The following is a 14152-nucleotide window of genomic DNA, read 5'->3' on the forward strand; positions in this document are numbered from 1 at the left end:
ACGGGGGAAGCACGAGCGGCCCCGACCGTCACGCAAGGACGGTCGGGGCCGCTCGGCGAACAACAGCCCGGGGTGGGCCGCTCAGAAGACGGACTCCGCCTCGAACATCCGGTCCTCCGGCACGGTCTTCAGCCGCGTGACCGCGTCGGCCAGCGGCACCATCACCACGTCCGTGCCGCGCAGCGCCGTCATCTTGCCGAAGTCGCCGCGGTGCGCCGCCTCCACCGCGTGCCAGCCGAAGCGGGTGGCGAGGACACGGTCGTACGCGGTCGGTGTGCCGCCGCGCTGCACATGGCCCAGGATGACCGGCTTGGCCTCCTTGCCGAGGCGCCGCTCCAGCTCCGCGGCCAGCCGGTTGCCGATGCCCTGGAAGCGCTCGTGGCCGAACTGGTCGATCTCGCCCTTGGCGTACTCCATCGACCCCTCGGCGGGGTGCGCGCCCTCGGCGACGCAGACGACCGCGAACTTCTTGCCGCGCGCGAAGCGCTCCTCCACCATCTTCACCAGGTCGTCGACCTCGAAGGGGCGCTCGGGCAGGCAGATGCCGTGCGCACCGCCCGCCATGCCCGACTCCAGGGCGATCCAGCCCGCGTGTCGGCCCATGACCTCGACGACCATCACGCGCTGGTGCGACTCGGCGGTCGTCTTGAGGCGGTCGATGGCCTCGGTCGCGACCATGACGGCGGTGTCGAAACCGAAGGTGCGGTCGGTGGACGAGATGTCGTTGTCGATCGTCTTGGGGACGCCCACGACGGGCATCCCGGCCTCGGACAGCAGGCGGGAGGCGGTCAGCGTGCCCTCGCCGCCGATCGGGATCAGCGCGTCGATGCCGTACTGCTTCGCCAACTCGGCGGCGTTCTCGGCGGCTTCGCGCAGCCGGCCGCGCTCCAGGCGGGTGGAGCCGAGGATGGTGCCGCCGCGGGCGAGGATGCCGGCCACCGCATTGAGGTCGAGCGGTCGGTAGTGGCCGTCGAGCAGACCGCGGAACCCGTCCTCGAAGCCGATGACCTCGTCGCCGTGGCCGGTCAGGGCGCGGTGGACGACCGACCGGATCACTGCGTTCAGGCCAGGGCAGTCGCCGCCTGCCGTGAGAACTCCGATACGCATCGTGCCGTGTCTCCTGCTCGTCGTGGGTACGTGTGAGCCCGGTCCGATTGTCCCACGGTGCCCGAACCGGCCGCGCTCCCAGCCGCTCCCCAGCGGACCGCCCCTGCGGTGCCCGACGGGCGCTTTATCCATCCCCAGGGGTATTGTCAAGAGGGCAATGCCGCCCCGGGCGGTTTTTCTGCACGCCCACATCCGGTCGGCCGCCCGCCCGCGGCACGGCCGGAACGACGTACCGGAACCACGCTATGGACGGGAGAGCACGCGTGACGCGCAGCGTTTACGTGACCGGGATCGACCGCGGAGACGGACGGCAGGTGGTCGAGCTGGGGGTCATGGAGCTCCTGACCCGCCAGGTGGACCGGGTGGGCGTCTTCCGCCCGCTCGTCCACGACCGCCCCGACCGGCTCTTCGAGCTGCTACGGGCGCGCTACCGGCTCTCCCAGGACCCGGCGTCGGTGTACGGCATGGACTACCACGAGGCGGCGGCGCTGCAGGCCGAGAAGGGCACCGACGAGCTGGTCTCCGCCCTGGTCGAGCGCTTCCTGCGGGTGGCCAGGGACTACGAGGTGGTCCTGGTCCTCGGCACGGACTACGCCGGCACCCAGCTCCCGGACGAGCTGGCGCTCAACGCGCGGCTGGCGAACGAGTTCGGCGCCTCGGTGATCGCGGTGGTCGGCGGCCAGGGCCAGACCCCGGAGTCCGTACGGGCGGAGACGAGCAACGCCTACCGCGCCTACGAGGGCCTCGGCTGCAACGTCCTCGCCATGGTCGCGAACCGGGTCGCGCCCGGCGACCGCGCCGCGATAGCCGAGCGGCTCGCCGCCCGCCTCCCCGTCCCCTGCTACGCGCTGCCCGACGAGCCCGCGCTCGCCGCGCCCACGGTCTCCCAGATCACCCACGCCCTGGGCGGCACCGTGCTGCTCGGCGACGACTCGGGCCTCGCACGCGACGCCCTGGACTTCGTCTTCGGCGGCGCGATGCTGCCGAACTTCCTCGGCGCCCTGACGCCCGGCTGCATGGTGGTGACGCCGGGCGACCGTGCCGACCTGGTGGTGGGCGCCCTCGCCGCCCACTCCGCGGGCACCCCGCCCATCGCGGGCGTGCTGCTCACCCTGAACGAGCGACCGAGCGAGGAGATCCTCACCCTCGCCTCCCGCCTCGCCCCCGGCACGCCGGTGGTGTCGGTCGCGGGCAACAGCTTCCCGACGGCGGCCGAACTGTTCGCGTTGGAGGGCAAGTTGAGCGCCACCACGCCCCGCAAGGCGGAGACCGCGCTGGGCCTGTTCGAGCGCCATGTGGACACCGCGGACCTGCTGGCCAGGCTCGCGGTCGCGCGCAGCGGCCGGGTGACGCCGATGATGTTCGAGCACGAGCTGCTGGAGCAGGCCCGTGCCGACCGCCGCCGCGTCGTCCTGCCCGAGGGCACCGAGGAGCGTGTGCTGCGCGCCGCCGACGTGCTGATCCGCCGCGACGTGTGCGACCTGACGCTGCTCGGCGACACCGAGCGGATCCGCAAGAAGGCCGCCGACCTCGGCATCGACCTCTCGGCGGCCCAGCTGATCGACCCGCAGACCTCGGAGCTGCGCCAGACCTTCGCCGAACGGTACGCGGCGCTGCGCGCGCACAAGGGCGTGACGGTGGAGGTGGCGTACGACGCGGTCGCGGACGTCAACTACTTCGGCACGCTCATGGTCGACGAGGGACTGGCCGACGGCATGGTGTCGGGCTCGGTCCACTCCACGGCGGCGACGATCCGCCCGGCCTTCGAGATCATCAAGACCAAGCCCGAGGCCTCGATCGTCTCGTCCGTCTTCTTCATGTGCCTGGCCGACCGGGTGCTCGTGTACGGCGACTGCGCGGTCAACCCGGACCCCGACGCCGAGCAGCTCGCGGACATCGCGATCCAGTCGGCGGCGACGGCCGCCCGCTTCGGCGTGGAGCCGCGCATCGCGATGCTGTCGTACTCCACGGGCACGTCCGGCACGGGCGCGGACGTGGACAAGGTCCGCGAGGCGACCAAGCTGGTCCGCGAGTCCCGGCCCGACCTGCGGATCGAGGGCCCGATCCAGTACGACGCGGCGGTCGAGCCGTCCGTCGCGGCGACGAAGCTGCCCGACTCGGAGGTGGCGGGCCGGGCGACCGTCCTGATCTTCCCCGACCTGAACACGGGCAACAACACGTACAAGGCCGTCCAGCGCTCGGCCGGCGCCGTGGCGGTCGGCCCGGTGCTGCAGGGTCTGCGCAAGCCGGTCAACGACCTGTCGCGCGGCGCGCTCGTCAGCGACATCGTCAACACGGTCGCGATCACCGCGATCCAGTCCCAGGACCCGTCGAAGGCTCAGGAGCTACCCGCATGACCGGCACCGCCACCCGCGTTCTCGTCCTCAACTCCGGCTCGTCGTCGGTGAAGTACCAGTTGCTGGACATGCGCGACAGCTCCCGGATGGCGGTCGGCCTGGTCGAGCGGATCGGCGAGGCCACCTCGCGCCTGGTGCACACCCCGCTGGCCGGCGGCGGCGAGCGGCGGGAGCGCACCGGCGCGATCGCCGACCACTCGGCCGCGCTGAAGGCGGTGGCCGACGAGCTGGCGCGGGACGGTCTCGGCCTGGACTCCCCCGAGCTGGCGGCAATCGGCCACCGGGTGGTGCACGGCGGCCTGCGGTTCACCGAGCCGACCGTGATCACGGACGAGGTGATGGCGGAGATCGAGCGTCTGGTCCCCGTAGCCCCGCTGCACAACCCGGCGAACATCACCGGCATCCGTACCGCGCAGGCGCTGCGGCCCGATCTGCCGCAGGTCGCGGTGTTCGACACCGCCTTCCACACGACGATGCCCGAGTCCGCCGCCCGGTACGCCATCGACGTCGAGACCGCCGACGCCCACCGGATCCGCCGCTACGGCTTCCACGGCACCTCGCACGCGTACGTGTCGCGGGCGACGGCGGCGCTGCTGGGCAGGGACCCGTCCGAGGTGAACGTCATCGTGCTGCACCTGGGCAACGGCGCGTCCGCCTCGGCGGTGGCGGGCGGCCGCTGCGTGGACACGTCGATGGGGCTGACCCCCTTGGAGGGGCTCGTGATGGGTACGCGCTCCGGGGACGTCGACCCGGCGGTGACGTTCCACCTCATGCGGGTGGCGGGAATGTCGGCCGACGAGATCGACGTCCTGCTCAACAAGAAGAGCGGCCTGGTGGGCCTGTGCGGTGACAACGACATGCGGGAGATCCGCCGCCGGGTCGACGCGGGCGACGAGCGGGCGAAGCTGGCGTTCGACATCTACGTCCACCGGCTGAGGAAGTACATCGGGGCGTACTACGCGGTGCTCGGCCGGGTCGACGCGGTCGCCTTCACGGCCGGCGTCGGTGAGAACGCCGCGCCGGTGCGCGAGGCTGCGATCGCCGGCCTGGAGCAGCTTGGCCTCGCGGTGGACGCCGGGCTGAACGCCGTGCGCTCGGACGAGGCGCGGCTGATCTCGCCGCAGGGTGCCCGGGTCGCGGTGGCCGTGGTCCCGACCGACGAGGAGCTGGAGATCGCCCGACAGACCTTCGAGCTGGTGCAATAAAAATGAACGCCTGAGCGGCATGGCGCCCATTTGTACATTCCACCAGACGGAATATTCCGCAGAGGAACAAACCGATAGGATCCGCCTTATGCGCCGTTCCAAAATCGTCTGCACACTGGGCCCCGCCGTCGACTCCTACGAGCAGCTGAAAGCGCTCATCGAGGCCGGCATGAACGTGGCCCGTTTCAACATGAGCCACGGGACCCACGCTGAGCACGAGGAGCGGTATCACCGCCTGCGTCAGGCGTGCGAGGACACGGGACACGCCGTCGGCGTGCTGGCCGACCTCCAGGGCCCCAAGATCCGCCTGGAGACCTTCGCCGAAGGACCCGTCGAGCTGGTCCGCGGCGACGAGTTCACCATCACCACCGAGGACGTCCCCGGCGACAAGTCGATCTGCGGGACCACGTACAAGGGCCTGCCCGGGGACGTCTCCAAGGGCGACCAGGTTCTGATCAACGACGGCAACGTCGAGCTGCGCGTCGTCGAGGTCGACGGGCAGCGGGTCAAGACGATCGTCGTCGAGGGCGGCGTGATCTCCGACCACAAGGGCATCAACCTGCCCGGCGCGGCGGTCAACGTCCCCGCGCTGTCCGAGAAGGACGTCGAGGACCTTCGCTTCGCGCTGCGCATGGGCTGTGACCTGGTGGCGCTCTCGTTCGTCCGCGACGCGAACGACGTCAAGGACGTCCACAAGGTGATGGACGAGGAGGGCCGCCGGGTCCCGGTCATCGCCAAGGTGGAGAAGCCGCAGGCCGTCGCCAACATGCAGGACGTCGTGATGGCTTTCGACGGCGTGATGGTGGCGCGCGGCGACCTGGCCGTCGAGTACCCCCTCGAGCGGGTCCCGATGGTGCAGAAGCGGCTCATCGAGATGTGCCGCCGCAACGCCAAGCCGGTGATCGTGGCGACCCAGATGATGGAGTCGATGATCACCAACTCCCGTCCCACGCGCGCCGAGGCGTCCGACGTCGCCAACGCGATCCTGGACGGCGCGGACGCGGTCATGCTCTCCGCGGAGTCCTCGGTCGGCGCGTACCCGATCGAGACGGTCCGAACGATGTCGAAGATCGTCGTCGCGGCGGAGGAGGAGCTGCTGGCCAAGGGCCTCCAGCCGCTGGTGCCGGGCAAGAAGCCGCGCACCCAGGGCGGTTCGGTGGCCCGCGCGGCCTGCGAGATCGCGGACTTCCTGAACGGCAAGGCGCTGGTCGCCTTCACCAAGTCCGGCGACACGGCCCGCCGCCTGTCCCGCTACCGCGCGACCCAGCCGATCCTGGCCTTCACGACGGACGAGTCCACCCGCAACCAGCTGTCGCTGAGCTGGGGCGTCGAGTCCTTCCTGGCGCCGTTCGTGGAGACGACGGACGCGATGGTGGACCTGGTGGACGCGGCACTGCTGAAGCTCCAGCGCTACAACGAGGGCGACACCATGATCATCACCGCGGGCTCCCCTCCGGGCGTCCCGGGCACGACGAACATGGTCCGTGTGCACCACCTGGGCGGCGCCGAGTCGAAGTCCTGACGCCTCGCCGACCCACTGCGGTCACCACTGCGGGCCGCGCCTCTCGAAGAGGTGCGGCCCGCAGTTCTTTTCGCGGCTCCCGGTGGATCGGGAAAATTCAGGCGTTCCCGCCCGTGATGTAGTTGTGCAGGCCGGGCACCGTCAGCGTCCCGCCGAACTGGCCCGCCTGAGTCACCTTCACGTCCGTGAAGAAGGCGACCGGGAGATTCAGCGGCGGCGGCGTCTGCGGGCTGAACGTCACCGGGAGGAAACCGAAGAGGTTGCCCTTCAGCTCCTCGGTGTACATCGTGACCTCGCCGTTGGTGATCGTCGAGGTCGAGCCCTTGGCCGCCTCGACGTGCCCGGTCGTGCCCATCGGGCCGACCACCAGCTGGTGCAGGTCCTTGATGTCCACGCCCGTCGCGGTGAACTTCAGGACCTTCTTGGTCTTTCCGCTGCCGGTCTTCACCTCGACGATGCCGTGGTAGTCCAGGCCGTTGAGGGTGAGCCGCGAGCTCTCCAGGATCCACGGGTCGTCGGGGAGCAGCGGGATACCCGGCTCCGCCTTGGCGTTGGCCAGGGCCTCCGGGTCGGCGGTCGGGCACGGGAAGCGCGGCTTGGCGCCGTCCGGGATGTTCTCGTCCTTCTTCGGGTCGAGTCCCTTGGCGTCCTCGTCCAGCTCCTCGACCGTGGCGCCCACCTTGTCGGCGGCGTCCTTGATCGCGTCCTTGGTCTTGTCGACGGTGTCGTCCACCACGTCGGTGGGCTTCTCCGACGGCTCCTCGGCAGGCTCCTCGGCCGGCTCGGTGCTCTCGCTCGGCGTCGGCGTCGGCGTCGGCGTCGGGCCGGCCTCCGGCTCCTTGTCGGGGCCGTCGAACAGGTCCTTGAGCGCGTCACCCACAACCAGCGGGTCCAGCGGGTTCCTGGTCTCGCTCGGGGTCGGTGCCACTTCCTCGGCCGTGTCGGCCGCATCCGCGGCCGGACTCTCCGCAGGCTTCGGCTTCAGGACATCCGTGAGGGACGTGTCGCTCGGCGTCGGCACCGGCTTCGCGCTGTCGGAGGGCGACGGCGTCTCGGACGGCTTCGCCGACTCGGAGGGCGACGGGGACTCGGACTCCGCCGGCTCGTCGGAGCGGGTCACACACGGCCCGGGAGCGAAGGGGATGTCCTTGTCGTCGGCGAGCGCCAGCTTGGGCGTGAGGCCCATGCCCACGAAGACGGCGGTCGGCATCGCGGCCAGCGCGATGGCCTTGCCGGCGGGTGCCTGGAGCCTGGTCAGCAGCGACTTCTTCGGGGCCGCGTGCCGAGGCCCCCTTCTGGCCAGAGCGCCGTCGCCCGCAGTCGTCACCGACTGCGTTTCGTCACCCCGCACTGTTCCTCCCGCCGTCGGCATGGGTCGTCGCGTCGATCACGTGCGCATCCGCCTCGTCATCAGCTCGCCGTCCTGGGATGACGGCGTCGGTCGCCGCGCCGTCAGAAATGGCGGCCAGACCTCGCACCGTGTCCTCGCCGGCTTCGTCCTGAGGGACACCCGGGGCCCACGAGATGGACAGCGCGCCGCCGATCAGGGCGAAGAGGAACCCTACGAGAAAGCCACCGATGTTGGAGATCGGCAGTGACACGAGCGCCAGGACGATGGCGGCCACACCCGCGAAGACCCGGACGATGGAGTGGAACCACATCGTCAGGCCCAGCGTGGCCAGCAGCAGCCCGATGATGAGCGAACCGGCTCCTGCCGTGGTCGCCATCGCGATCGTGATGTTGCCGAGCCGCACGTCGGCGTACGGCAGGTAGGCGATCGGCACGCTGCCGAACAAAGTGAACAGTCCCGCCCAGAAGGGCCGGTTGCCACGCCATGCCCGGAAGCGAAGCCGCCAGTAGGTGAATCCGCGGGAACCAGTGGACTCGGCGCTCATGGAAAACAGCTCCCTGGAAGCGGTTGTTGCTGTGAGAAGAGGTGGAGTGACATTGAGCGGGCGGGGCTTGAGGCAGCGGCCCCGCCCGCTCAGTGAGGTGCTAGAAGCACTCCTTGACGCCCTGGTGCAGGCGCAGGGACAGGCCGCTGAGCTTGAAGGTACCGGCCGTCGTCGCCCACGCCTTCTGCTCGACGTTCTTCAGCACGGCCTTCTCGGCACGCTGCGAGAATCCGTAGGGGTTGGCCTTCGTGCCGGGCTGGATGCCCGGGTTCTTCAGGGACCCCGCGGCGACACCGATGTCGATGTTGCTGAACTCGGCGTCGGCGTTGAGCTCCGAGACATCCAGATAGATGTCCTTGGCGTAGACACGTTCATGGCCCGGCGTACCTGCCCGCAGCTCGAGGCTCACGTTGCCGAGGAAGGGCACCTTCGGCGTGACGACCGACTGACACATGTCGGTGATGTAGGCCTCGCTGAAGCCCGATACGCCGACGGGGTCCGCGAAGTCCTTGCCTTCGAGGTCCTTGCCGTGCGCCACGCTGCCGTACTGGATGAAGTCGTAGCCCTCGAGTTCCTTGGCCTTGACCTTGAACTCCTGGCCGGAAATGCTGAACGACGCCGCCAGCGCACCCTGGGCCAGGCCGATGCCTATCGCGGCCGTCGCGGCCACGCTCGGCACCATGACAACGGCGAACCGCTTCCATCTCGTCCCACCGCGAATCTGGGACTTCATAGTTCCTCCTTCTCGGACGTACATCTCCGGTCCGGGCCCGCGGGCCCGTCCTGGGATGGGAGAAGTGCTACGTCCTCGGGAAGAAGAGCGCCTGCACTTTCAGGCGCTGACTGCGTCCGAAACACCGGCGATCACCCCCGAGCGACAACCACTGGCCGCACTCTCGCGCAACCGGTCGGACAGGCCCTGCTGGTCGGCAGGAACCCCCCTGTCCGCGGCCGGCGCCACTGCCGCCGACCGGCCCGGTGGGGACCCAAGGGACCGCGGCGCGGCGAGGAGCCGGGCGATGCGGTATTGGACCGAGCGTCGACGATCGTGGTCCATTCCCAGCGCGGATACAAGGGGGTTCGTTACTCGCTAGTAACGACCCGATAACCACGCCACGACCGCGTGGCACCGACCGAGCACTCAGGGTGCCGTGGGGTGACGGATCAGAGCAGGAGATTGCCGTCGATAAACGGACAGAACAAGCGGACTGTTGTACTCGGAGTAACAGCCGTTCTCATTGCCAAGTTTTGGCAAAGCAGGGCTGCGCTTTGTCACTGTGTCGCCAAATCGGCGGTGGCGCCGCAGCCGGCACCACCGCCGCAAAACCGTCAGACCGGCACACTCGGGCGCCGTTGTCAGAAGGTCTGTCAACGTGACGTCAGAACAGCACCCGCGCCAGCGCCTGACGCGACGCCGTCACCCGCGGGTCCTCCGGACCGACCACCTCGAAGAGCTCGAGCAGGCGCACCCGCGCCGCGTCGCGGTCCGCGCCCGCCGTGCGCCGTACGGTCTCGACGAGCCGGCCGAACGCGTCCTGAACGTGACCGCCCACGAGGTCGAGGTCGGCCGCGTCGATCTGGGCCTGCACGTCACCCGGGTTGTCGGCGGCGTCCCGGCGGACCTTCTGCGGGTCCATGTCCCGTACCCGGCCGAGCAGTTCGGCCTGGGCGAGGCCCAGCTTGGCCTCGCTGTTGGCCGGGTCGTCCGCCAGCACGTTCTTGTACGCCTGGATCGCGCCGCCGAAGTCGCCGGCGTCGAGCGCGTCCATGGCCGCACTCAGCAGCGCGTCGTACGGGCCCGCGGGGGCGGGGGCCTCGGCCGCCTCGCCGGACACGTCCGGGTCCACGGTGAGGCCGGTGAGCCCGAAGCGCTCCTCGGCCACCTGGACCAGCTGGTCCAGGGTCTGGCGGATCTGCGCCTCGGGGGCCGCACCCTGGAAGAGGGGCAGCGCCTGGCCCGCCACCACGGCGAAGACCGCCGGGATGCCCTGGACGCCGAACTGCTGCATCAGCATCTGGTTGGCGTCGACGTCGATCTTGGCGAGGACGAACCGGCCGTTGTACTCCTTCGCGAGGCGGTCCAGGAGCGGGCTCAGCTGCTTGCACGGCTCACACCACTCGGCCCAGAAGTCGATGACCACCGGGACCTCGGTGGAACGCTGCAGGACGTCGCTCTCGAAGCGCGCCTCGTCGGTGTCGATCACGAGGGCGGCGGGCGACACGGCACCCCCACCACCCTGTCGGGCGGACTCCGCGCGGGCCTGTTCCGCCTTGGCCTTGGCCTCTCCGGCCGCCTTCACCGCGGCGAGGTCGACGACGCCGCTCATGGACATGTTCCTAGGCTGCATGGGTACATCCTCCCCCTTCCGCGCGCGCATGTGAAAAAGCGGCCGTACGATCTGCCGGAACGGCACCGGGTCCCCACCTCGGCGCCTGTGGTCGTCGCTCCGGGCCCGGCCGCCGGGGCCAGGCTTTCGCTACGGCTCGTAGCGTATCTCCATCACGCTCGTCGTGTGTGAGATGTCCCCGGTGAACTGCCTCACAGCGATCGGCTTACCGGCCGGTATGGTCTCGGGCATGCCCAGCACCGCCCACCCCGAACCAAGGCGTCAGGGTCGTACGGGACGGCCCCGCAGCGCGGAGACCGATGCCGCGATCCTGGCCGCGACCCGTGCCGCGCTCGTCCAGCTCGGCTGGTCGAAGCTGACGATGGGTGATGTGGCCGCGCGGGCCGGGGTCGCCAAGACCACGCTCTACCGCCGCTGGACCAACAAGAACGAGCTCGTCGTCGACGCCGTCGCCGTGCTCTTCGACGAGCTCGAACTCCCCGATCGGGGCAGCCTCGCCGCCGACGTGGAGGGGGTGGTCCTCCAGTTCGCGGACCTGCTCGGGCAGCCGGAGACCAAGACCGCGTTCATGGGCGTCGTCGCGGAGTCCACGTGCGACGACGCGCTGCGCGGCCGGATCCGCGAGGCGATCGTCGAGCGCCAGAAGCGGCTGGTGGTGGAGGGCCGGGAACGCGCCCAGGCCCGCGGCGAGCTTCCGTACGAGGACGACCCCGCGGCGGAGGCCCGCAACGCGGACCTGATCTTCGATGTGGTGGCGGGCGCCGTGGTCCACCGGGCGCTGGTGAGCGCGGAGCCGGTGGACGCGGAGTGGGCCCGCCGCTTCACGTCCCTGCTGCTCTCCGGGCTCGAGTCGCTGTCGGCCTGACCGGACCGGTCGGCCCGGTCGGCCCGGTCGGCCCGGTCGGCCCGGTCGGCCCGGTCGGCCCGGTCGGCCTGACCGCCCGGTCGAGCGTGAGGCCCGTCAGAAGCCCGGGGGCTCCGTGTAGACGCCCCACTCGTCCCGCAGCGCCCCGCAGATCTCGCCGAGCGTCGCCTCCGCGCGGACCGCGTCGAGCATCGGCGCGATCATGTTGACGCCGTCGCGCGCGGCGACGAGCATCGCGTCCAGCGCGGCCCGCACCGCGGCGTCGTCGCGCCGGGCCTTGCGCTCGCCGAGCACACGGACCTGCTCCCACTCGACCTCGTGGCTCACCCGGAGGATCTCCAGGTCGCCCGTGACCGAGCCGGTGGCGGTGTTCACGCCGACGACCTTCTTCTCGCCCTTCTCCAGCGCCTGCTGGTAGCGGAACGCGGACTCGGCGATCTCGCCGGTGAACCAGCCGTCCTCGATCCCGCGCAGGATGCCGGACGTCATCGGTCCGATCGGGTGCTTGCCGTCGGGGTGGGCACGCAGTCCCCGCTCCTTGATCTGCTCGAAGATCCTCTCGGCGTCCGCCTCGATCCGGTCCGTGAGCTGCTCGACGTACCAGGAACCGCCCAGCGGGTCCGCGACGTTGGCGACGCCGGTCTCCTCCATGAGCACCTGCTGGGTGCGCAGTGCGATCTCGGCGGCCTGCTCGGAGGGCAGCGCGAGGGTCTCGTCGAGGGCGTTGGTGTGCAGCGAGTTGGTGCCGCCGAGCACGGCGGACAGGGCCTCGACGGCGGTGCGCACCACGTTGTTGTACGGCTGCTGGGCGGTGAGCGAGACGCCGGCCGTCTGGGTGTGGAACCGCAGCCACTGCGCCTTGTCCGTCGTCGCCCCGTACACCTCCTTCATCCAGCGGGCCCAGATCCGGCGCGCGGCGCGGAACTTGGCGATCTCCTCGAAGAAGTCGAGGTGCGCGTCGAAGAAGAAGGACAGGCCGGGCGCGAAGGTGTCCACGTCCAGGCCGCGGGACAGGCCGAGCTCGACGTAGCCGAAGCCGTCCGCGAGGGTGTACGCGAGCTCCTGCGCGGCCGTCGCGCCGGCCTCGCGGATGTGGTAGCCGGAGACGGACAGCGGCTTGTACGCGGGGATGCCCTGCGCGCAGTGCTCCATCAGGTCGCCGATCAGGCGCAGATGCGGCTCGGGCTGGAAGAGCCACTCCTTCTGCGCGATGTACTCCTTGAAGATGTCCGTCTGCAGCGTGCCGTTGAGCACCGCCGGGTCGACGCCCTGGCGCTCGGCGGCGACCAGGTACATGCAGAAGACCGGGACGGCCGGACCGGAGATCGTCATCGACGTCGTCACGTCACCGAGGGGGATGTCCTTGAAGAGGACCTCCATGTCGGCGGCCGAGTCGATGGCCACGCCGCAGTGGCCGACCTCGCCGAGCGAGCGCGGGTCGTCGGAGTCGCGGCCCATCAGCGTCGGCATGTCGAAGGCGACGGAGAGCCCGCCGCCGCCGACGGCCAGGATCATCTTGTAGCGCTCGTTGGTCTGCTCGGCGTTGCCGAAGCCGGCGAACTGGCGGATGGTCCAGGTGCGGCCCCGGTAGCCGGTGGGGTGCAGGCCGCGGGTGAAGGGGTACTCACCGGGCCAGCCGATGCGCTCGAATCCTTCGTAGGCGTCCCCGGGCCGCGGCCCGTAGACCGGCTCGACCGGGTCCCCGGAGAGCGTGGTGAAGTCGGCGTCCCGCTTGCGGGCCTTGTCGTAACGGGCCTGCCAGCGTCGGCGGCCTTCCTCGATCGCGTCAGCGTCCATGCTTCGAATTTACTAGGACGTCCTAGTAAATGTCGACGCCTGACGACCGCGAGCCTCTGCTCGCGGCCGTCACCAGGTATTACGCCTCGGCCTCGACCGGGGTCGCGCCGCCCGTGATCAGGGCGCGGGCCTCACGGGTCACCTGCGGCTCGACGAAGAAGGAGGCGAACGGGATGCAGCCCGCGGCCAGCACCCACAGCAGCTTGCCGAACGGCCACTTCGCCTTGGAGCCGAGGTCGAAGGCGAAGATCACGTAGATGATGAACAGCACACCGTGGATCTGCGAGATCAGCATGGTGTCGCCGGTGTCGAACCCGTACTTCAGGACGATGGCGCCGGTGAACACGAGCAGCCACACGGCGGTGATGTAGGCCATCACCCGGTAGCGGGTCAGCACATTCGCTTTCATGGCATCGAGCGTAACGGGGCTCAAGGAGCGATCTTCGCCGGGGTTGCCGAGGCCGTTGCCTCTCGAAGCGGGGCTACTTCTCCTCGAAGTCGTGCGCCGCCACCCGCAGCGGGCGCAGCATCGCGAAGATCTCGGCGCACTCCTCGTCGTCGTACGCGCCGAGCCCGAAGTCCATCGCCATCAGGTCGCGGGTGGCGGCCTCGACGACCTCGCGGCCCTTGTCGGTGATGGAGGCGAGCGTGCCGCGTCCGTCGTTGGGGTTGGGCCGCTTGGCGACCAGGCCGGACCTCACCAGGCGGTCGACGGTGTTCGTCACGGACGTCGGGTGCACCATCAGACGCTCGCCGATCTTGGACATGGGCAGCTCGCCGGCCTTGGAGAAGGTCAGCAGCACCAGCGCCTCGTACCGGGCGAAGGTCAGTCCGTACGGCTTGACGACGGCGTCGACCTCGGCGAGCAGGATCTGGTGCGCGCGCATGATGGAGGTGATCGCCGCCATCGAGGGCACGGGGCCCCAGCGCTGCTGCCAGAGTTCGTCGGCGCGGGCGATGGGATCGAAGGGAAGGCTGAGCGGCTTCGGCACGCCAGAGACCTTACCGACTGGTCATATCGTGGTCAGCCCTGTCTCGCTCTCGGTCCCTGCCCGC

Annotated in this window: 12 protein-coding genes; 4 read left to right on the top strand and 8 right to left on the bottom strand. The window is 70.1% G+C overall.

The window, feature by feature from the left end:
* Positions 1-81 precede the first annotated feature (81 nt).
* Positions 82-1107: an ATP-dependent 6-phosphofructokinase gene (locus ACLB9X_RS15455; protein WP_410360927.1), complete on the bottom strand. Its 1026-nt coding sequence runs from the start codon at positions 1105-1107 to the stop codon at positions 82-84.
* Between the two features lie 263 nt (positions 1108-1370).
* On the opposite strand from ACLB9X_RS15455, the gene pta reads away from it, so the two are divergent.
* The 3 genes from pta to pyk all read left to right on the top strand — a co-directional run bounded on the left by pta (position 1371) and on the right by pyk (position 6191).
* Positions 1371-3464, top strand: a complete 2094-nt coding sequence (pta, locus tag ACLB9X_RS15460) for a phosphate acetyltransferase (protein WP_410360928.1) — start codon at positions 1371-1373, stop codon at positions 3462-3464.
* Positions 3461-4669 (top strand): acetate kinase, encoded by a 1209-nt coding sequence (locus ACLB9X_RS15465; RefSeq protein ID WP_410360929.1) that lies wholly within the window; start codon positions 3461-3463, stop codon positions 4667-4669. Before pta ends, ACLB9X_RS15465 begins: the two co-directional genes overlap by 4 nt.
* Positions 4670-4757: 88 nt before the next feature.
* Entirely contained in the window at positions 4758-6191 is a 1434-nt protein-coding gene (gene pyk, locus ACLB9X_RS15470; protein ID WP_410360930.1) for a pyruvate kinase, read from the top strand.
* 97 nt (positions 6192-6288) lie between these two features.
* Here pyk and ACLB9X_RS15475 read toward each other — a convergent pair whose 3' ends face one another.
* From ACLB9X_RS15475 to ACLB9X_RS15490, 4 genes are all read right to left on the bottom strand, one after another.
* Positions 6289-7542 carry a hypothetical protein gene (locus tag ACLB9X_RS15475; RefSeq protein WP_410360931.1) on the bottom strand — a complete coding sequence of 418 codons (1254 nt, stop codon included), beginning with the start codon at positions 7540-7542 and terminating at the stop codon, positions 6289-6291.
* The gene (locus ACLB9X_RS15480; RefSeq protein ID WP_410360932.1) at positions 7532-8086 is read right to left on the bottom strand and encodes a DUF6114 domain-containing protein; all 555 of its coding nucleotides are present in this window, start codon (positions 8084-8086) and stop codon (positions 7532-7534) included. The genes ACLB9X_RS15475 and ACLB9X_RS15480 overlap by 11 nt, the downstream gene beginning before the upstream one ends.
* Positions 8087-8186: 100 nt before the next feature.
* Positions 8187-8819 carry a DUF6230 family protein gene (locus ACLB9X_RS15485; protein WP_410360933.1) on the bottom strand — a complete coding sequence of 211 codons (633 nt, stop codon included), beginning with the start codon at positions 8817-8819 and terminating at the stop codon, positions 8187-8189.
* Between the two features lie 646 nt (positions 8820-9465).
* A complete protein-coding gene (locus ACLB9X_RS15490; protein WP_410360934.1) occupies positions 9466-10434 on the bottom strand; it encodes a tetratricopeptide repeat protein in 969 nt (322 codons plus the stop codon).
* A gap of 217 nt (positions 10435-10651) precedes the next feature.
* On the opposite strand from ACLB9X_RS15490, the gene ACLB9X_RS15495 reads away from it, so the two are divergent.
* Positions 10652-11299, top strand: coding sequence for a TetR/AcrR family transcriptional regulator (locus ACLB9X_RS15495; RefSeq protein ID WP_410360935.1), 648 nt, complete (start codon positions 10652-10654; stop codon positions 11297-11299).
* Between the two features lie 96 nt (positions 11300-11395).
* Here the strand turns inward: ACLB9X_RS15495 and ACLB9X_RS15500 are convergent, their stop codons facing one another.
* From ACLB9X_RS15500 to ACLB9X_RS15510, 3 genes are all read right to left on the bottom strand, one after another.
* On the bottom strand, positions 11396-13096 hold the full coding sequence (locus ACLB9X_RS15500) for a methylmalonyl-CoA mutase (protein ID WP_410360936.1): 1701 nt from the start codon (positions 13094-13096) through the stop codon (positions 11396-11398).
* Positions 13097-13175: 79 nt separating this feature from the next.
* On the bottom strand, positions 13176-13505 hold the full coding sequence (locus ACLB9X_RS15505) for a DUF3817 domain-containing protein (protein ID WP_410360937.1): 330 nt from the start codon (positions 13503-13505) through the stop codon (positions 13176-13178).
* Positions 13506-13578: 73 nt separating this feature from the next.
* A complete protein-coding gene (locus ACLB9X_RS15510) occupies positions 13579-14088 on the bottom strand; it encodes a MarR family winged helix-turn-helix transcriptional regulator (RefSeq protein WP_410360938.1) in 510 nt (169 codons plus the stop codon).
* Positions 14089-14152 lie beyond the last annotated feature (64 nt).

The organism is Streptomyces sp. 5K101 (assembly GCF_046506645.1).
Lineage (GTDB): Bacteria > Actinomycetota > Actinomycetes > Streptomycetales > Streptomycetaceae > Streptomyces.

Excerpts from the sequence above, each read along its gene's own strand:
- ACLB9X_RS15455 (WP_410360927.1), bottom strand. The coding sequence starts at position 1,107 with ATGCGTATCGGAGTTCTCACGGCAGGCGGCGACTGCCCTGGCCTGAAC.
- ACLB9X_RS15465 (WP_410360929.1), top strand. The coding sequence starts at position 3,461 with ATGACCGGCACCGCCACCCGCGTTCTCGTCCTCAACTCCGGCTCGTCG.
- pyk (WP_410360930.1), top strand. The coding sequence starts at position 4,758 with ATGCGCCGTTCCAAAATCGTCTGCACACTGGGCCCCGCCGTCGACTCC.
- ACLB9X_RS15480 (WP_410360932.1), bottom strand. The coding sequence starts at position 8,086 with ATGAGCGCCGAGTCCACTGGTTCCCGCGGATTCACCTACTGGCGGCTT.
- ACLB9X_RS15485 (WP_410360933.1), bottom strand. The coding sequence starts at position 8,819 with ATGAAGTCCCAGATTCGCGGTGGGACGAGATGGAAGCGGTTCGCCGTT.
- ACLB9X_RS15490 (WP_410360934.1), bottom strand. The coding sequence starts at position 10,434 with ATGCAGCCTAGGAACATGTCCATGAGCGGCGTCGTCGACCTCGCCGCG.
- ACLB9X_RS15495 (WP_410360935.1), top strand. The coding sequence starts at position 10,652 with ATGGTCTCGGGCATGCCCAGCACCGCCCACCCCGAACCAAGGCGTCAG.
- ACLB9X_RS15500 (WP_410360936.1), bottom strand. The coding sequence starts at position 13,096 with ATGGACGCTGACGCGATCGAGGAAGGCCGCCGACGCTGGCAGGCCCGT.
- ACLB9X_RS15505 (WP_410360937.1), bottom strand. The coding sequence starts at position 13,505 with ATGAAAGCGAATGTGCTGACCCGCTACCGGGTGATGGCCTACATCACC.